This window comes from Brucella sp. 22210, from assembly GCF_052045675.1.
Taxonomy (GTDB): domain Bacteria; phylum Pseudomonadota; class Alphaproteobacteria; order Rhizobiales; family Rhizobiaceae; genus Brucella.
Map to the genome: position 1 here is coordinate 105460 of NZ_JBQEPD010000004.1, position 18468 is coordinate 123927.

Consider the following 18468-nt stretch of genomic DNA (forward strand, 5'->3'; position numbering starts at 1 on the left):
ATTTGAGAAGAGGATAGGGCTTCATGCGGCATGGAATGAAACACGGCCCGCTTTATGGTTTGCTTCTTTCGCTTCTGGCGGGAATTGCAATGCCTGCCAGCGGAGCATTGGCCAAGACGGCTGCCGATCCCGCTCCTATCGTTACGCCTGCTGTTCGGGCCGGTTCCTTTGCAGGCGCCTATCTTGCGGGCCGCACAGCCGAAGCCGACAATAATCTCTCCACAGCCGCCGATTTCTATCGTCAGGCGATGGCCTTCGATCCGGGTAACAGTCAGGTCAAGCAGGACCTGCTTCTGGTCCTGTTGACGGAAGGCCGTTTCAAGGACGCGCTGCCGCTTGCGTCCGAATTGCAGAATACACCGGATATAGAGCGCTTCTCCCGCGTTGCCCTTGCCATCGACGCCATTTCCAAAAAACAGTACCGCAAGGTCGGTCCGCTTCTGATGCTGTCCATGCAGTCCGATATGGACCGGCTTGCGACCGGCTTCATGAATGCGTGGGTCAAGGTCGGGCAGGGCAATCCCAAGCAGGCGCTGGCCGATATCAAGAAGATGGAAGGCCCCGAATGGTATGGCCTGTTCCGCACCTATAATTCCGCTTTGATCGCCGATCAGGCCGGGATGAAGAAGGAAGCGGGCGATTTTTACCAGCAGGCGCTTGATGATCGTCCCGGTGGCAGCGCCGCACCCGACACCTATGAACGCATCATCATGGCTTATGCCTCGTTCAAGCTGCGTCAGGGCGACAAGGACGGCGCAATCCAGCTTCTCAAGGATGGCGAGGAGCTTTTGAACGGTCGCATGACCCTGACCGAACTGCGCGAGCAGATCGAGGCAGGGCGAAAAATCGACCGTTTGATCGAGACGCCGCAGCAGGGCGCGGGTGAAGTGCTCTATACGCTTGGCACCGCAATCAATCGCAGCGGCGCGGAGGCTTTTGCCAAGCTTTATCTGCAACTCTCGCTGCCGTTGCGTCCGGGCAATGACGCTACCCTGTTCCAGCTTGGCGATATTTCGGCAAAGCTGCGCCGTCCGGAAGCGGCGGTGGAATATTATGCGGAAGTGCCGGAAACCTCGCCTTATCGCCGCGATGCCGAAATGCAGCGTGCGCTGAACCTTGCCGATAACGACAAATCTGCCGAGGCCATCGAGCAGTTGAAGATATTGCTGGGCCGCGACAAGACTGACATCCGCACCTATCTGGCGCTGGGCGGTGTTTACGCACAGGACAAGAATTTCGCGGAGGCCGCCAAGATTTATGATGGCGCCGTCGAACAGATCAAGACGCCGGAACGCAAAGACTGGCCGGTCTTCTACCAGCGCGGCATCGCCTATGAGCGCCTGAAGCAGTGGGACAAGGCGGAGCCGAGCTTCAACAAGGCGCTGGAGCTTTATCCTGATCAGCCGCAGGTGTTGAACTATCTCGGTTATTCCTGGGTTGACATGGGCATCCATCTCGATCGTGCGCTGGATATGATCAAGAAGGCTGTCGAACTGCGTCCGCAGGACGGTTACATCGTCGATTCGCTGGGCTGGGCCTATTACAAGCTCGGCCGTTACGACGAAGCGGTGGTGGAGCTGGAAAAGGCCGTGAAGCTGCGTCCGGAAGATCCGACCATCAACGATCATATGGGCGATGCCTATTGGCGTGTTGGCCGTCAGCTTGAAGCGACGTTCCAGTGGCACCATGCGATTGCGGGCAAGCCGGAGCCGGAAGACCTCGTCAAGATCGAGGAAAAGCTGAAGAAGGGCCTGCCCGACGTTCCGGGACAGTCTTCCGCCGATGCGACAAAGCCCGGTGAGAAGAAGCCGGATCAGCCGAAACCGGAAGAACCGAAGCAGGACACGCCTGCCGTCGCGCCAGCGCCGGAAAAGCCGACGACGGACTAAAAGCGGCAGGCACGTTCGGTTTCAGGGCGATGTGACACTGAAACCGGCAGCCTGTGCTTGACCCTGCGGTGCTGATGTATGATCTGGCAGGATTTTTATCCGAAAACCGGTTGCCACTTTTCGGAAATCCTGCTTAGACCGGGCCATCATTTCAATAACGAGGCCCAGCCCGGTGTCTAATTCGTCCAGCATGTTGCCAGCACATATGCATCCCACCCGTTCCTTTCAGGGCCTGATCCTGACGCTCCATCACTATTGGGCGGAACATGGTTGCGCTATTTTGCAGCCTTACGACATGGAAGTGGGTGCGGGTACGTTCCATCCGGCAACCACGCTGCGTTCGCTCGGGCCGAAGCCGTGGAAAGCTGCTTATGTGCAGCCGTCGCGCCGTCCCAAGGATGGCCGCTATGGCGAAAACCCCAACCGGCTGCAGCATTATTACCAGTATCAGGTCATCATCAAGCCGTCGCCGCCGAACCTTCAGGATCTCTATCTCGGTTCACTGAAGGCCATCGGCCTTGATCCGACGCTGCATGATGTGCGTTTCGTGGAAGACGACTGGGAAAGCCCGACGCTCGGCGCCTGGGGTCTTGGCTGGGAATGCTGGTGCGATGGCATGGAAGTGTCTCAGTTCACCTATTTCCAGCAGGTCTGCGGCATTGAATGCTCGCCGGTTGCCGGTGAGCTGACCTATGGTCTCGAGCGCCTCGCCATGTATGTGCAGGGCGTGGACAATGTCTATGACCTCAATTTTAACGGTCTCGAAGACGACGAAAAGCTCACCTATGGCGAAGTGTTCCTGCAAGCTGAGCAGGAATATTCCCGTTACAATTTCGAGATGGCCGATACGGAAATCCTGCATCGCCACTTCATCGATGCCGAGCGCGAATGCGAAGCCATTTTGAAGGCTGGCAGCACGGGCGAGGGTTCGCTGCACAAATGCGTGCTCCCGGCCTATGACCAGTGCATCAAGGCATCCCACGTATTCAACCTGATGGATGCGCGCGGCGTGATCTCGGTTACCGAGCGCCAGAGCTACATCCTGCGCGTCCGCAATCTCGCGCGTCAGTGCGGCGAGGCATTCCTTCTGACGGATGCCGGTGGTTTCAATTTCAAGCGTGAGGGCGAGTAATGCCTGACTTACTTCTCGAACTCTTTTCCGAGGAAATCCCGGCCCGCATGCAGCGCAAGGCTGCCGGCGATCTGAAAAAGATGATCACCGATGGTCTGGTCGAAGCCGGTCTCACCTATGAAGCAGCGACCGCTTACTGGACGCCGCGTCGTCTGACGCTCGACATCCGTGGCCTGACCGTGCGTTCCAAGGACGTGCACGAAGACATCAAGGGCCCGTCGGTCACCGCACCGGAACAGGCCATTCAGGGCTTTCTGCGCAAGGCCGGTCTCACCGATGTCGCGCAGGCGCATGTGCATTCCGATCCGAAGAAGGGCGATTTCTATGTTGCCCATCTGACGAAGCCGGGCCGCCCGGCGGAGGAAATTGTCGCCGAACTCGTGCCGCAGACGATCCGCAATTTCCCGTGGCCGAAATCCATGCGCTGGGGCGCGGCTTCGGCGAAGCCGGGTGCATTGCGCTGGGTGCGTCCGCTGCAATCGATCCTGTGCACCTTCGGCCCTGAAACCGAAGAAACCGTGGTTATCGATTTCGACGTTGACGGCATCAAGTCCGGCAATCTCACCTATGGTCATCGTTTCCTGAGCGACGGTCAGGCGATCAAGGTGCGTCGCTTCGACGATTATGTCGAAAAGCTGGAAAAGGCCTTTGTGGTGCTCGACGCCGAACGCCGCAAGGAAATGATTTCGCAGGACGCGCATAATCTTGCCTTCGCGTCGGGTCTCGAACTGGTCGAGGACGAGGGGCTTCTGGAAGAAGTATCCGGTCTGGTCGAATGGCCGGTCGTGCTGATGGGCGAGTTCGAGGAAGAGTTTCTGGCGATCCCGCCGGAAGTCATCCGCCTTACCATCCGCGCCAATCAGAAGTGCTTCGTCACCCGCAAGCAGGGCGAAACCGAAGCGCTATCCAACCGGTTCATTCTGGTGTCGAACATTGCCGCGCGCGATGGCGGTACGGAAATCGCTTACGGTAACGGCAAGGTCGTGCGTGCACGTCTGTCGGATGCGCTCTATTTCTGGCACACCGATCAGCACGATCTGCCCGACCTCGACAAGCTGGCCGCTTCGGCGGAAAAATTCGGCCTCGATCTGAAGAAGCCGCTTGATCAGCGCATGGCACGTCTGGACGGCCTGAATGTGACCTTCCATGCGAAACTGGGCACGCAAGGCGCGCGCGTTGAGCGTATCCGCGAACTGGCTGCACAGATCGCGCCGCTGGTCGGCGCCGATCCGAAGCTTGCCGCACGTGCTGCCGTTCTCGCCAAGGCTGATCTCCAGACCGAAGTTGTGGGTGAATTCCCCGAGCTTCAGGGCGCGATGGGCCGCAAATATGCGGTGCTTCAGGGCGAAGACGATGCTGTCGCCGCAGCGCTTGAAGAACATTACAAGCCGCAAGGTCCGTCCGATGTCGTGCCGAAGGAACCGGTATCGGTTGCTGTCGCACTGGCCGACAAGCTGGATACGCTGGTCGGCTTCTGGGCCATTGATGAAAAACCGACGGGTTCGAAGGACCCATACGCGCTGCGTCGTGCAGCCCTCGGTGTGATCCGGCTTCTGCTGTCGCAGGACTGGAAATTCCCGCTGCTGCCGCTGTTCCGTTCGGCCTTTGCTGCGCTGGAAAAAGGCGTGGTCCAACGCAAGCTGCGTGAATTCGAAGCAAAGCTCGCTGGCGAAAAGTCTGGCGATGTCGATGGTGAGCAGGATATCGACAATGCGTTGCGCAACTACGAGATTGAGGTTCGTGCCGAAGCCGACCGCAGTGCTGAGCCGGTGCTGGCCGATCTTTTGTCCTTCCTTCACGACCGTTTCAAGGTACATCTGAAGGAAGAGGGCGCACGTTACGACGCCATTGACGCCGTGCTGACGCCGGAAGCCGACAATCTGCTTCTGGTCGCACGCCGTCTGGAAGCGCTGATCGTCTTCATCAATGAGGAAGACGGCAAGAACCTGCTGGCAGGCACCAAACGCGCCGCCAATATTCTGGCAGCCGAAGAGAAGAAGGGCACCAAGGTCGCCACGAGCGTCGATGCCGCGCTTCTCAAGGTGGACGAGGAAAAGGCGCTGTTCGAAGCGGTTACGCTTGCATCAAGCGAAACCGAAGCGGCAATCGCCCGCGAAGATTTTTCGGGCGCGATGCTGGCGCTCGCCAAGCTGCGCGGCCCGGTCGATACGTTCTTCGAAAAAGTGCTGGTCAATGATGAGGACGAAAATGTCCGCGCCAATCGTCTGGCTCTGCTCGACCTGATCCGCACGGCCACCGGCAAGGTTGCGGATTTCTCCAAGATCGCAGGCTGATAGCCCGTGCATAGGAATAGAAATGGCGCCATTACGGCGCCATTTTCGTTTGTGGGTTACTGAAGGCTTGGCCGAAGTGCCAGCGAACTCAGGTCGACTTCCCCGGAAGCGCCAGCCCATGGTTCGCCGACAACACGTACCGGCTTGGCGGGATCGAAGTCCGGCATCTTCTGTTCGGTTGGGGCGGCAGCGGGCGTTACGGCAGGCTGTTCCTGCGCGTCTTCCGGCAGAGGCTTGCCCTGCATGCGCGCCATATAGGCGCGGGCACGCTTGCGCCGCGCTTCTATTTCCTTCAGCGCTTCGGCTTCAGCCTCTTGTCGCTGGTTGCATGTGCCGCAGACAGGCAGCCCGTTGGCTCCCATCCGGTCATAGCCGATATAGTCGATGGAACCGACCTCATAGGTCGTTCGCGCAGGTTCCGCCCCGTTGGCAGAGGCCACAACAGGCAGTCCGGCGATAGTCAGCGAAATGGCGATAAATCGCGATAACATTATTCACCTCAAGCATGAATAATATCATCCTGCCCTAAAAAAGCTAACAAAACGCAATTTTCCGGGCCGCGTTGCCATAAATGTGCACGCGGCGGATCGCCTGTTTGCTTGCGCACGGCTTCGCGCTTGTGTAGGCAGAAGGCGCTCCTATCTATGCGTGCATCTTGTCCGAAAACCGCTTTGCACTTTTCGGGATGCACTCAACTTGGACGCCCGAGAGGCGGAAAACCAGTGTCAGATGTAATGAAATTCGATGATGAGGCAGTTCAGCGCGCGGTGGAAATCCTGCGGCGCGGCGGCCTTGTCGCCATCCCCACCGAAACCGTCTACGGCCTTGCTGCCGATGCCTCCCATGGTGAAGGCGTTGCGGGAATTTTCGCCGCCAAGGGGCGTCCGCAGTTCAATCCGTTGATTGCCCATGTCAGCGGTATCGCCATGGCAGAGCGCTACGTCACCTTCGATCCGCTGTCGCGCAAGCTTGCGGAATTGTTCTGGCCTGGTCCGCTGACCATCGTGCTCCCGCTCAAAGACCGTCAAGAAACAGATCGTCCGATCCATCCACTTGTGACGGCGGGACTGTCGACGCTTGCCATCCGCATGCCGCATGGCCGCGTGCAGGAGGTTATCACAGCGCTGGACAGCCCGGTGGCGGCACCGAGCGCCAACACGTCCGGACGTATCAGCCCGACCAGTGCTGAAGCGGTCGCGGGCGATCTTGGCGACAAAATTGATCTGATCCTCGATGCGGGCCCATGCGGGGTTGGTGTGGAATCGACCATCGTGAAGGTCGAGGGTGACACTGTGCGTCTGTTGCGCCCCGGCGGGCTTGCGGCAGAAGACATCGAAGCTGCGATTGGCAGAGCCTTGCTGCGCACCGAACAGACCGAGGCCATTCAGGCGCATATCATCGCGCCGGGCATGATGGCCTCGCATTATGCGCCGGATGCGTCGATGCGGCTTGCGGTCGGTAATGTGCAGCCGGACGAAGCGCTGCTGGCTTTCGGGCCGTTGCGTGTAGCCGGAGCCGAGACGGCAAAGGCCGTGCTGAACCTCAGCGCGGATGGCAATCTGCGCGAGGCGGCCAGCAATCTTTTCGATTTCATGCGCAAGCTCGACGCCACCGGCGCCAGCACTATTGCCGTTGAACCCATTCCTTTTGACGGTCTCGGCGAGGCCATCAATGACCGTCTGAAACGCGCCGCCGCACCGCGCTAAAGCATTTCCAGCAAAAGTGCGAAGCGGTTTTGCGTAGGATAATGCGAAAGATAAAGATCTGCATTTCCAGCAAAAGTGCGAAGCGGTTTGGCGCGGGATAATGCGTGAAAACAAAGCTATAAGAGGCAAGACATGGACACCGGATTGATCGAACGTTTTGCCACTATCGTGGGTGAAAAGAACGCGCTCACCGCGCCGGAAGACATTGCGCCTTATCTGATCGAGCAACGCGATCTTTATAAAGGCAATTCGCCGCTGGTGCTGCGTCCGGGTTCGACGCAGGAAGTCGCGGCGATCATGAAGCTTGCCAGCGAAACGAAAACGCCGGTTGTGCCGCAGGGCGGCAATACGGGCCTTGTCGGCGCGCAGACGCCGGATGAGAGTGGCACGACGGTTGTGCTGGCCCTTGGCCGCATGAACAAGATCCGCGCGCTCGACACGGTCGGCAATCTGGTGACCGTCGAGGCAGGCGTCATCCTGAAAAATCTTCAGGACGCGACCGAGAAGGCGGGACGTCTTTTCCCGCTGTCGCTGGGCGCGGAAGGTTCTTGCCAGATTGGCGGCAATCTTGGCTCCAATGCAGGCGGCACCGCAGTGCTCGCCTATGGCAATATGCGTGAGCTATGCCTCGGTCTCGAAGTGGTTTTGCCAACCGGCGAAATTCTGGACGACCTCCGCTATGTGAAGAAAGACAATACCGGCTACGACCTGAAAGACCTGTTCGTGGGGTCCGAAGGTACGCTTGGCGTCATCACGGCGGCTGTGCTGAAAATCTTCCCGCAGCCGAAGGGCAAAGGCGTCGCCTATGCCGGAATGCGCAGCCCGGAAGATGCGCTGCGCCTGTTCCAGCTCGCAACCGAACATGCAGGCACGTCACTGACCGGGTTTGAGCTGATGCCGCGTGTCGGGGTCGAGTTCACCGTGCGCCATGTCGATGGCGCACGCGATCCGCTGGAAAGCCCGCATGACTGGTATGTGCTGATCGATATTTCCTCCACGCGCTCGGAAGAAGATGCGCGCACCACGCTGGAAACCATTCTGCACGAGGCCTTCGAAGCGGATATTCTTCAGGATGCGGCGATTGCAGAAAGTGTCGCGCAGGCGCAGTCCTTCTGGAAAATGCGCGAGGAAATGTCCTGGGCGCAAAAGCCGGAAGGCGGCTCGATCAAGCACGATATTTCCGTGCCGGTTTCATCCATCCCGGCCTTTATCCGCGAAGCCAATGCCGCGACGCTGGAAATGATCCCCGGCGCACGCATTGTCTGCTTCGGCCATATTGGCGATGGCAACCTGCATTATAACGTGTCGCAGCCGGTTGGCGCCGACAAGCAGGAATTCCTCTCGCATTGGGGCGCGCTCAATCATCGTATCCACACAATTGTTGCAAGTTACAGGGGATCGATTTCCGCCGAACATGGCATCGGTCGTCTGAAACGCGATGAGCTTGCGCATTTCAAACAGCCATTTGCGCTTGATCTGATGCGTCGCATCAAGAAGGCCTTCGATCCGGCGGGGATTATGAACCCCGGCAAGACGCTGTAAAACAAACAGAATTGCGATTTGCATGACGGGCGGTTTCTCCGCCCGTTTTGCTATCGGTAAACGCATATTAGGAAGAATTTCTGAATTCTTACACCTGGTTGCATTCTGATAACCAAAGGGAAAAGCAGGGAAAAGTTAACCCAACTCCTTAAGGCCGTCGGTAACAAACGCGGTCTATTCTCCATCTCAACGAGGGCAGAAAGCCCAATCAAAGAGAAGCTGGAATAACCGGCTCTCGAAAGAGACAGAGAGACAGAGGCGTTGACAATGATGAGCAAGGGACTGAAGCCAGACTGGGCAGGCCGTGAACTGCGGCTCGATCCGTTTCACTTTCCACAGGTGGTGAGCTACGCATCGCATGACGGCAATACTGACGTCACCTTCACCATCAACGAGCGTGGCGCGGTCATCCGGCAGGTTCTGCCGTCGAGCGGCCTGCCCATGTCGATTGCACTGCCGATCCATGCGTTTGTCGGTGTTGTGGCCCGTGCTGTCGAAGACGAATATGGCGAAATCACTGTTACGCTGGAACTGATGCATCAGGACCCGCAGCTTTCCGTGCCGCTTCTGGTGGCGCATGATCTGACCGATGTTGCTGCCGACTGGCGCGCCTGGGCGGCTGCGTTCAACCTGCCGATGATGCTGGTGGAAGAAGACGGCGTTGCCCGTCCGCTTTACGAAAGCACCGGCCCGGTTCGCACCGGCCAGCCGCAGGCTCGCCGTCAGGGACATGAAACACGCCGTCGCCGCCCGCGCTTCCTCGCACGCCGCAAGGCTGGCACGCTGGGCGTCCGTCTGGTGATCGAAGGCAAGGAAATCATCGCTCGCAATTGAGCTGACTAGAGGCGGTGCATTACCCGGACGGTTCACATTCTCGTGTGATCACGATCTTGACCCATTCTGCCGCTAGCTTTGAGAAACTGCTTCTTTGGAAGCTAAATTAATTGGCTGACCTCCAGACAAAGCCACCCGGATGGGTTTCCCCATCCGGGTTCTTTTTTATCGATCAGAGCCCGGATTTACTTCTTGCGGCTGAGAAAGGCCATGATGGCCTCACGCGCTTCGCTGGAGGTCAGGCGTTCGCCAAAAAGCTTCGCTTCCCGCGCAATACGATCTGCAATGTTTTCAGCCGGCAAGCGCATCAGTGAGCGGGCGATCTGCATGGCTTCCGGTGGCTTGGCGGCGATTTCTTCCGCAGCCTTCAGCACTTCCGTTTCCAGCTCGCCGCTTTCCACGATTTTATAGACGATACCCGCTTCAAGGGCGGCTTCCGCACTGAAACCATGGCCGAGCGCCAGAAGGGCAAAGGCCTTCTGATGCCCCATCAGCGGCGGCGCAAGCAGGCTGGAACCGGCTTCCGGCACCAGACCAAGATCGACGAATGGCGTGCGGAACAAGGCGTGCGACGTTGCAAATGTCAGGTCGCAATGAAAATGGATCGTTGTGCCCACGCCAATTGCGAGGCCATCAACGCCTGAGACGACCGGCTTTTTGGCGCTCGACAGGGCGTAGAGAAAATCCAGAATGTCCTTGCCCATATCGCCGCCGCCTGCGGCCGCAGCCATGAAGTCCTGCATGTCGTTGCCGGATGAAAACGCGCCCGGCACGCCAAGGAAAACATGGACGCGCACTGCATCATCGGCATCGCCATCCTTCAGCGCTTTGGCCATGGTGGCATACATGGCGCGGGTGATGGCGTTTTTCTTGTCGGCCCGGTTCAGCCGGATAATCTGCACCGCATCGCGACGTTCAACGAGAATATGTTCGCTCACGCTCAAGCCTCCAGCGCGGATTTGGCGGCAGCAAGGCTGGCTGCGCCGGTGATGACGGTGTCTTTCAGCGACGATACTTCAGCCAGCATGTTCTCGGCGAAGAAGCGGCAGAGAACAGCGCGCCCATTATCGTCGCCTGCAAGCGCCGCGCGGGCCAGATAGGCGCCGCCGGAAACGAGCGACAGAAGGCGCTGATAAGGCGTTGCACCGGCAAGTGCTGCCTCTGCGCCACCTTCGGCGACGGTCTTCTGCAGCCAGTCGGTTGCTTCTCGTGCTTCGGTCAATGCCTTTGCAAGACGTGCGCCGGTTTCGCCCAGTTCCGGGCGATTGGATGCGGTGGCCTTATCGGCATCCTGCTGCAATTCGTTGAGGAAACCCTTGATATGCTCGCCATTGCCGAGCGGCAGCTTGCGCATCACCAGATCGATGGCCTGAATGCCGTTGGTGCCTTCGTAAATCGGCGTGATGCGGGCATCGCGCAACAACTGCGCTGCGCCGGTTTCCTCGATAAAGCCCATGCCGCCATGAATCTGCACGCCGAGCGACGCGACATCGACACCGACATCCGTCGAAAAACTTTTGGCCAGCGGCGTGAGCAGACCGGCGCGGTCGCCCCAATGTTGCTTGTCTGCGCCCTCAGTCACATGGCTCATGTCGATGGCATGGGCGCAAGCATAGGTGATGGAGCGGGCGGCCTGCGTCAGCGCCTTCATGGTCAAAAGCATGCGCTGCACATCGGGATGCTCGATGATCGGACTCATGCCGTTCTTCGGGTCAGCACCGATGGCGCGGCCCTGCTTGCGCTCCTTCGCGTAAATAAGCGCCTGTTGATAGGCCGCTTCCGCAACGCCGACGCCCTGAATGCCGACCAGCAGGCGGGCATTGTTCATCATGGTGAACATGCAGGCGAGGCCGCGATTTTCTTCGCCGATCAGATAGCCGACCGCGCCCTGTTCCTCGCCCTTCACGAAGCCGTCGCCATAGATCATGGTGCAGGTCGGTGAGGCGTGAATGCCCAGCTTGTGTTCAAGGCCGGAGCAGAACAAATCATTGCGGCGACCGAGCGAACCATCCTCATTGACGAGGAATTTCGGCACGAGAAACAGCGAAATGCCCTTGGTGCCCGCAGGCGCATCGGGCAGGCGGGCCAGCACCAGATGCACGATATTGTCGGTCAGGTCATGCTCGCCATAGGTGATGAAGATTTTCTGGCCGAAAATGCGATAGGTGCCGTCATTGCTGCGTTCGGCGCGGCTGCGCAACGCGCCAAGGTCGGAGCCGGCCTGCGGCTCGGTCAGGTTCATCGTGCCCATCCACTCGCCGGAAATGAGCTTTTCGAGATAAATATCCTTCAATTCCTTGGAGGCGTGCTTTTCCAGCGCTTCGACAGCACCCATGGTCAGCGTCGGCGCAATGGCGAATGCAAGCGTGCCGGAATTCCACATTTCGCTGACGGCGACCGACATCATGGTCGGCAGGCCCTGGCCGCCATAATCCGGCGTGCCGGTTAGCGAGTTCCAGCCGCCCGCGATCCAGTCGCGGTAAAGGTCTTTCCAGCCCGGGGCGGTGGTGACGACACCGTCCTTGACGGTAGCGCCGTTGCGGTCGCCGGAAATGCGCAGAGGCTCGACGCGCTCGGCTGCAAATCTTCCGGCTTCTTCGAGAATGGCTTCGGCCAGATCGGCGGAAAATTCGGGAAAGCGGTTGTCTTCCAGCGCTTTCTCAAGCCCCGCAACCTTCATCAGCGTATGGGAAATTTCAGAAACCGGCGCGCGATACATCTTTCCTCCACATCGTGCTCATCGAGGCTCCTCCTCGGGAACCCCGGCCTCCAATCTGCCAGCGGGCAGAGGGAGTATCAGTCTTCTTCATGACAAGAGCTACCGGCTTATTACGTAAACGTCAATATTTTCCAGTGCTTTTATATTGCTTTGGCGCGGGCGAGGAGCAGGGCGCGTTCGCGCGCATTGCTTGTCAGTTCGGCTGCCCGGCGAAATTCTGCGCTGGCTTCCGCACTTCGCCCAAGTTTTTCCAGAAGATCGCCGCGCACGGTCGGCAGCAGATGCGAGTCTTTCAGGCGTGGCTCGTCGGCAAGCGCATCGACAATGGCCAATCCCTGCATGGGGCCAAAAGCCATGCCGACAGCCACAGCGCGATTCAATTCGACAATGGGTGAGGGCGCGACGAGAGCCAGCGCCTGATAATAGGCGGCAATGGCGATCCAGTCGGTCTCGGCGGCAGTGGCGGCGCGGGCATGGCAGGATGCGATCATCGCCTGAAGCTGATAGGCGCCGGGCGTTGGGGTGAGGGCCATGGCGCGGGTCAGTCCGTCGAGGCCGCGCCTAATCTGCGACCAGTCCCAGCGGCTGCGATACTGATCCAGCAGCAGGATCGGGTTTCCGGCCTTGCCGGTGCGGGCGGCAAAGCGCGATGCCTGCAATTCCATAAGGGCGGCAAGGCCGTGGACTTCGGGCTCGTTTGGCATCAATGCGGCAAGCGAGCGCCCGAGGCGCAGGGCTTCATGGCAAAGATCGGCACGCAGCCAGTGCGCGCCTTCACTTGCCACATAACCCTCGTTGAAAATGAGATAGACCACCTCCAGCACGGCGGCGAGACGCTGCCGCCGCCCGTCGCCCTGCGGTGTTTCGAAGACGGCTGCCGTTTCGCGCAACGTCCGTTTGGCGCGCACGATGCGTTGCGCCACGGTGGCTTCCGGCACGAGAAAGGCGCGTGCCACTTCCGGCGTCGACAGGCCGCCCAAGAGCCGCAAGGCCAGCGCTACCCGCTGCTCGGCGGGCAGCGCGGGATGGCAGGCTGTAAAGATCAGCCGCAATAGGTCATCGTCAATGTCTTCATCAAGCTTGGCTTCGATATTGGGATCGACCTGTTCCAGTTCCGTGAGGTCGATTGCCAGTTCGCGATACTTGCTGTCGATCAGCGTGGTGCGGCGCAGCCGGTCGAGCGCGCGGTTCTTCGCCACCTGCATCAACCAGGCGGCGGGGTTGCGCGGTATGCCGTCCTGTCGCCAGCGTTCCAGAGCCAGCACAAAGGCATCCTGCGCGATCTCTTCGGCAAGGCCGATATCGCGCAGCATACGCGCCAGTCTGGCGGTGAGCCTTGTCTGCTCGATCCGCCAGACCGCTTCTATGGTGGCGTCTGTCGTCACCTCTTGAGATCGCCGAAGCCTTCGGCGGCCTTTTGCACATCTTCGGGAAAGTCGCTCATTTCCTGAACGCGACGGACTTCGATAATGTCATTTTCCGAGGCCGGGCAGCGGCGCGCCCATTCGATGGCTTCATCGCGGGAACGCACGTCGATCATCCAGTAACCACCGAGCACTTCCTTGACTTCGGCAAAGGGGCCGTCAACGACGCTGGGCTTGCCGCCCTTAAAGCTGACACGCGCGCCGGTCGCGGGCGGGTGCAGACCATCCAGCGTCAGCAGAACGCCAGCCTTTTTCAGCTCCTCATTATACTTCATCATGGCTTCCACCGCTTCCGCGCTGGGCATGGCGTCGGGTGCTGCCGTCGCATAGCCACCGGGTATCATCAACATCATGAAACGCATTGGTCTTCCTCCTGAAGCGCAGCCCGTAAAATGTGAAATGGTTTTCGGACAGGATGCGCGTAAAACAAAGTTCTGAAGCGGTTCCGGCGATGTAGTCAAAACGCGAGTCGCTTCGACCGTTTCGGCTATACGACGAATGGTGAATGGCTAAATCGACAGGCTTGTAGAAAAAATTTCAAGTTATTTTGCGACAGGAAGAGGTGTCCGTATCAAAAGGCCATGCGGGCCGCACCAATAGGCGCAGAACAAGGCCTGCCGATTGCCGCGCTTAACTGAATCTTTGCTGCATTGTATTAGAATTTCCAAATGTTTGAGGGTGTTTTGCATATGACGCTTGTTCCGTTTTTTCTGACAGCCAATCTGACGGCGGCTTGCGTCTTCGTTCTGATATTCGCCTTTGTTTCCATTCAGGAAAAGAACTACGCCGCGCCGCGCTGGTTCACCATCGCGTCCATTTGTGCTGCACTTGGCGCGATTGTCAGCTACTGGATTCCAATTGCTGCCAATCCACGCCTGCCGAGCTTCATTTCCTTCGCACTGGTGATGTCGGTGTTTTTCGCGACCATTGTCGGCTTGCAGAATACCTATCGGCAGAAGACAGACTGGCGGCTGCTCGGCATATTTTTTCTCGCTGCCATTGTGTGCAATCTGCTGATCTTTGACCTGCCGAAGACGTCGCTGCCCTATCGCATGCTCTATCAGCTGCCGCTTTTCCTCGCGCAATTGATGATGATCCGCGTCATTCACCAATCCGGCATGCCGCGTGTGGTGGACAAGCTGCTGATGGCGCTGGCGGTTTTGAGCTGCATTCATTATTTCGCCCGCGTCTTCCTTGTCGGCTGGCCCGGCACTGACACGCGGACGCAGGACCAGTCGGACAGTTTGCATGTGATCGTGTCGCTGTCGGTGGGTGTTTTCGTGCAGGTGGCGCGGGGCCTGCTGCTGCTCTTGAGCACGGTTTCGCACATGGTGGGCGAGGCGAGCGAGCAGTCGGAAGTCGATCCGCTGTCAGAGATTTATAACCGGCGCGGCTTTGACCGTCATGTCTCACGTGTGCTGGCGCGCAAGGGCGACCGCATTCGTTATTCGGTGATCATGAGCGATCTGGATTTCTTCAAGCGCGTCAATGACACTTATGGTCATGACGGCGGAGATCGGGTGATCGCAGCCTTTGGCAAGCTTCTGAAAAACCATCTGCCCAAAACGGCGGTCGCGGCACGCATGGGCGGTGAGGAGTTTGTCGTCTTCATCCCCGATGCGGAACTGGTGTCGGCGCAGGCACTGGCGCAAAATCTGCGTGAAACGCTGAGTGGTCTGCGCTTTGAGGGCAAGGCAGAGGACTGGGGGCCGACGGCCAGTTTCGGCGTGGCGGAACAGATCGAGCAGGAGAGCCTCTACGAGACCATGCGCCGTGCTGACGGCGCGCTCTATCAGGCGAAGAAAGCCGGACGCAACCGCGTCCATACAGCATAAGAATCCGCAACCGCGGCCATACGGCGTAGAAGTTCGCAATCGCGCCCTGTACGGCTGAAGTGGAGGCCGCGATTGCGTTGTATTGGCTATTTGCCGGAACGTTCACGCTCCACAGCGCGCCAGCCGATGTCTGTGCGATAGAAACCTTCCGGCCAGTCGATCTTCTTGATGGCGTCATAAGCCTTGGCCTGCGCTTCGGCGACGGTTTTGCCCACGGCAGTCACGTTCAGCACGCGACCGCCATTCGCGACCAGCTGCCCGTCCTTCTCCGCCGTGCCTGCATGGAAAACCTTGACGCCGTCGATGCCGTCGAGCGCGTCGAGACCGCGAATGACGCTGCCCTTCTTCACATTGGTCGGATAGCCTTCCGCAGCCATGACGATGGTCAGCGCCGGATCATCTTTCCAGTCCAGCGAAACCTGATCCAGCTTGCCGTCGACAGCGGCATTGAGCAGCGCCAGCAGGTCACTGTTGAGGCGCATCATCAGCACCTGGCATTCCGGGTCGCCGAAACGGGTGTTGTATTCGATCAGTTTCGGGCCGTCCTTGCCGATCATCAGGCCGAGGAACAGAATGCCGGAGAAGGGCGCGCCAATTTCCGCCATGCCGCGCATGGTCGGTTCGATCAGTTCGCGCATGGTGCGCTCGACGATTTCCGGCGTCATGACCGGCGCCGGGGCATAGGCGCCCATGCCGCCCGTATTGGGACCGGTGTCGCCGTCGCCGACGCGCTTGTGGTCCTGCGCCGAGCCGAGCTGCACGGCGGTCTTACCGTCGCAGATGCAGAAGAAGCTTGCTTCTTCGCCGTCCAGAAATTCTTCCACCACCACTTCGGCACCGGCAGAACCGAATGCGCCTTCGAAGCAGGCATCGACGGCATCGAGCGCTTCATCGAGCGTCATGGCGACGACCACGCCCTTACCAGCGGCCAGACCATCGGCCTTGACCACGATGGGAGCGCCCTGCTGGCGGATATAGGCTTTGGCCTTTGGTGCATTGTTGAAGCGGCCATAGGCTCCTGTCGGAATATCGAAGCGGGCGCAAAGATCCTTGGTGAAACCTTTGGAGCCTTCAAGCTGGGCTGCGGCTTTGGACGGGCCGAAAACGCGAATGTTCTCGGCGCGCAGATCGTCGGCAAGGCCTGCAACCAGCGGGCCTTCGGGGCCGACGACCACGAGATCGATGGCGTTTTCCTTGGCGAAAGCAATCACGGCCTTGTGGTCGCTGACATCCATATCGACCAGTTCGGCAGCTTCCGCGATGCCGGGATTGCCCGGCGCGCAATAGAGTTTTGTCAGTGACGGAGAAGCGGCCAGTTTCCAGGCCAGAGCATGTTCACGACCGCCAGAACCGATTAAAAGAACTCTCATTGCTTGCTCCGTCTTCGTCGGGGTTATAGTGATGGCTGCATATATCAAGGATTTCGCCATGTCACAGCCCGAACTACACGGATCGATTCAGTCACGCAATGCGCAAGGACGTGTAAAGGACGCTCCGTCGGGCCATTGGGTCTATAAGTTGTTGCCGCAGGGATTGTGGCCCTATGCGCAGCTTGCGCGCTGGGACCGTCCGATTGGCTGGCAGCTTCTGTTGTGGCCGTGCTGGTGGTCGGCGGCACTGGTGGCGGGCGCCGGTGCACATCCGGGTGATGGCGCGTGGTCGGTTGTGCCGTCGATCTGGCACCTGTTTCTGTTTCTGGTCGGCGCTATCGCCATGCGCGGTGCGGGCTGTACCTATAATGACCTTGTCGATCAGGACATTGATGATCAGGTGGATCGGACCCGGTCGCGTCCGCTGCCTGCCGGGCAGGTGACCCGCGGTCAGGCCAAGGCTTTTCTCGTGCTGCAAGCGCTGGTCGGGCTTGTGGTGGTGCTGCAATTCAACTGGTTTTCGATTGCGCTCGGCATTTTCTCGCTTTTGATCGTCGCGGCCTATCCATTTATGAAGCGCATTACCGACTGGCCGCAATTCGTGCTGGGTCTTGCCTTTTCATGGGGCGCGCTGATGGGCTGGGCTGCGGTCGAAGGATCGCTCTCCTTGCCGCCGGTGCTGCTCTATATCGGTGCGATCCTGTGGACCATCGGCTACGACACGATCTACGCGCATCAGGACAAGGAAGATGACGCGCTGGTGGGTGTGCGCTCGACGGCGCGCCTGTTCGGTAAACACACCAAGACTGCGCTGATGATCCTTTATGGTGGCGCTATCGGCTTCTTCGCCGCCGCCTTTGCCGTGGCGCAGGTGCCGATGCCAGCACTTGCCGGATTGCTGGCCGCTGGCGTGCATCTCTATCGCCAGATCATCGTGCTCGATATCGACAATCCCGACCAGTGCCTGAAACTGTTCAAGTCGAACAATATCGTCGGCTGGCTGATCTTCCTCGGCCTCGTCTTCGGCAGCCTCTGGGTGGCGATCAAGCCGATTGTGTAACTCATAAAAAAGGCCGCTCTTGTGAGCGGCCTTTTTCTTTCCCCTTACGGATAAAGCCGGTCCTTGTTCCAGTCGCCTTCAGGCGCGGGCCGGGTGAACAAGACGCGGTCGTGCAGGCGGAACGCGCGGTCGTGCCAGAACTCGATCGAGACTGGACGAATGCGGAAACCCGACCAATAGGGCGGGCGCGGAATATCGCCAATGGCATATTTCGCCGTATATTCTGCGACGGATTTTTCCAGCGCAAAGCGGCTTTCCAATGGGCGCGACTGTTTCGAGGCCCATGCGCCGATGCGGCTGCCGCGCGGGCGCGACGCGTAATAGGCGTCGGCTTCGGCGTCGCTCACCTTTTCGACCGGGCCGCGCACGCGCACCTGACGGCGCAGCGATTTCCAGTGGAAGCACATTGCAGCCTTTTCAGCGGACAGAATTTCCTGCCCCTTCTTGCTTTCATAATTGGTGTAAAAGACAAAACCCTGCTCGTCGAAATCCTTCAGCAGCACCATGCGCACATTGGGCAGTCCGTCGGGATCGACGGTCGCCAGCGCCACGGCATTGGCATCGTTCGGTTCGGTCTTGCCTGCATCGGCCAGCCACTCCGCAAAGAGCTTGAAAGGCTGGGAGGACAGGGTGAAGTCGTCGCTTGAGCTGGTCATTTCCACT

Annotated in this window: 15 protein-coding genes; 8 read left to right on the forward strand and 7 right to left on the reverse strand. The window is 59.1% G+C overall.

Annotated elements, in window-relative coordinates; genetic code table 11:
- Nucleotides 1–23 precede the first annotated feature (23 nt).
- The 3 genes from ACTJKP_RS07555 to glyS all read left to right on the forward strand — a co-directional run bounded on the left by ACTJKP_RS07555 (nucleotide 24) and on the right by glyS (nucleotide 5315).
- Nucleotides 24–1889: a tetratricopeptide repeat protein gene (locus ACTJKP_RS07555; protein WP_440630207.1), complete on the forward strand. Its 1866-nt coding sequence runs from the start codon at nucleotides 24–26 to the stop codon at nucleotides 1887–1889.
- A gap of 205 nt (nucleotides 1890–2094) precedes the next feature.
- Nucleotides 2095–3021 carry a glycine--tRNA ligase subunit alpha gene (locus tag ACTJKP_RS07560; protein ID WP_440630318.1) on the forward strand — a complete coding sequence of 309 codons (927 nt, stop codon included), beginning with the start codon at nucleotides 2095–2097 and terminating at the stop codon, nucleotides 3019–3021.
- On the forward strand, nucleotides 3021–5315 hold the full coding sequence (glyS, locus tag ACTJKP_RS07565; protein ID WP_440630208.1) for a glycine--tRNA ligase subunit beta: 2295 nt from the start codon (nucleotides 3021–3023) through the stop codon (nucleotides 5313–5315). Before ACTJKP_RS07560 ends, glyS begins: the two co-directional genes overlap by 1 nt.
- Before the next feature lie 56 nt (nucleotides 5316–5371).
- On the opposite strand, the gene ACTJKP_RS07570 is transcribed toward glyS, so the two are convergent.
- Nucleotides 5372–5806: a hypothetical protein gene (locus tag ACTJKP_RS07570; protein ID WP_440630209.1), complete on the reverse strand. Its 435-nt coding sequence runs from the start codon at nucleotides 5804–5806 to the stop codon at nucleotides 5372–5374.
- A gap of 243 nt (nucleotides 5807–6049) precedes the next feature.
- On the opposite strand from ACTJKP_RS07570, the gene ACTJKP_RS07575 reads away from it, so the two are divergent.
- From ACTJKP_RS07575 to ACTJKP_RS07585, 3 genes are all read left to right on the forward strand, one after another.
- Nucleotides 6050–7021: an L-threonylcarbamoyladenylate synthase gene (locus ACTJKP_RS07575; protein ID WP_440630319.1), complete on the forward strand. Its 972-nt coding sequence runs from the start codon at nucleotides 6050–6052 to the stop codon at nucleotides 7019–7021.
- Nucleotides 7022–7153: 132 nt separating this feature from the next.
- Nucleotides 7154–8563, forward strand: coding sequence for an FAD-binding oxidoreductase (locus ACTJKP_RS07580; RefSeq protein ID WP_440630210.1), 1410 nt, complete (start codon nucleotides 7154–7156; stop codon nucleotides 8561–8563).
- Nucleotides 8564–8830: 267 nt separating this feature from the next.
- Nucleotides 8831–9397, forward strand: coding sequence for a DUF6101 family protein (locus tag ACTJKP_RS07585; protein WP_078338019.1), 567 nt, complete (start codon nucleotides 8831–8833; stop codon nucleotides 9395–9397).
- Nucleotides 9398–9582: 185 nt separating this feature from the next.
- On the opposite strand, the gene ACTJKP_RS07590 is transcribed toward ACTJKP_RS07585, so the two are convergent.
- The 4 genes from ACTJKP_RS07590 to ACTJKP_RS07605 all read right to left on the reverse strand — a co-directional run bounded on the left by ACTJKP_RS07590 (nucleotide 9583) and on the right by ACTJKP_RS07605 (nucleotide 13902).
- Nucleotides 9583–10335 (reverse strand): crotonase/enoyl-CoA hydratase family protein, encoded by a 753-nt coding sequence (locus ACTJKP_RS07590; RefSeq protein WP_078338020.1) that lies wholly within the window; start codon nucleotides 10333–10335, stop codon nucleotides 9583–9585.
- 2 nt (nucleotides 10336–10337) lie between these two features.
- Complete coding sequence (locus ACTJKP_RS07595) at nucleotides 10338–12116, reverse strand: acyl-CoA dehydrogenase (protein ID WP_440630211.1); 1779 nt, start codon at nucleotides 12114–12116, stop codon at nucleotides 10338–10340.
- Nucleotides 12117–12256: 140 nt separating this feature from the next.
- Complete coding sequence (locus ACTJKP_RS07600) at nucleotides 12257–13501, reverse strand: RNA polymerase sigma factor (protein WP_440630212.1); 1245 nt, start codon at nucleotides 13499–13501, stop codon at nucleotides 12257–12259.
- On the reverse strand, nucleotides 13498–13902 hold the full coding sequence (locus ACTJKP_RS07605) for a YciI family protein (protein WP_440630213.1): 405 nt from the start codon (nucleotides 13900–13902) through the stop codon (nucleotides 13498–13500). Before ACTJKP_RS07605 ends, ACTJKP_RS07600 begins: the two co-directional genes overlap by 4 nt.
- A 327-nt stretch (nucleotides 13903–14229) precedes the next feature.
- On the opposite strand from ACTJKP_RS07605, the gene ACTJKP_RS07610 reads away from it, so the two are divergent.
- Nucleotides 14230–15375: a diguanylate cyclase gene (locus ACTJKP_RS07610; RefSeq protein ID WP_440630214.1), complete on the forward strand. Its 1146-nt coding sequence runs from the start codon at nucleotides 14230–14232 to the stop codon at nucleotides 15373–15375.
- An 86-nt stretch (nucleotides 15376–15461) separates the two neighbouring features.
- Here ACTJKP_RS07610 and purD read toward each other — a convergent pair whose 3' ends face one another.
- Nucleotides 15462–16745: a phosphoribosylamine--glycine ligase gene (purD, locus tag ACTJKP_RS07615; RefSeq protein ID WP_440630215.1), complete on the reverse strand. Its 1284-nt coding sequence runs from the start codon at nucleotides 16743–16745 to the stop codon at nucleotides 15462–15464.
- A 58-nt stretch (nucleotides 16746–16803) separates the two neighbouring features.
- On the opposite strand from purD, the gene ubiA reads away from it, so the two are divergent.
- Nucleotides 16804–17805 (forward strand): 4-hydroxybenzoate octaprenyltransferase, encoded by a 1002-nt coding sequence (ubiA, locus tag ACTJKP_RS07620; protein ID WP_151677266.1) that lies wholly within the window; start codon nucleotides 16804–16806, stop codon nucleotides 17803–17805.
- A gap of 44 nt (nucleotides 17806–17849) precedes the next feature.
- On the opposite strand, the gene pdxH is transcribed toward ubiA, so the two are convergent.
- Nucleotides 17850–18461 (reverse strand): pyridoxamine 5'-phosphate oxidase, encoded by a 612-nt coding sequence (pdxH, locus tag ACTJKP_RS07625; protein WP_440630216.1) that lies wholly within the window; start codon nucleotides 18459–18461, stop codon nucleotides 17850–17852.
- Between the last annotated feature and the right edge of the window lie 7 nt (nucleotides 18462–18468).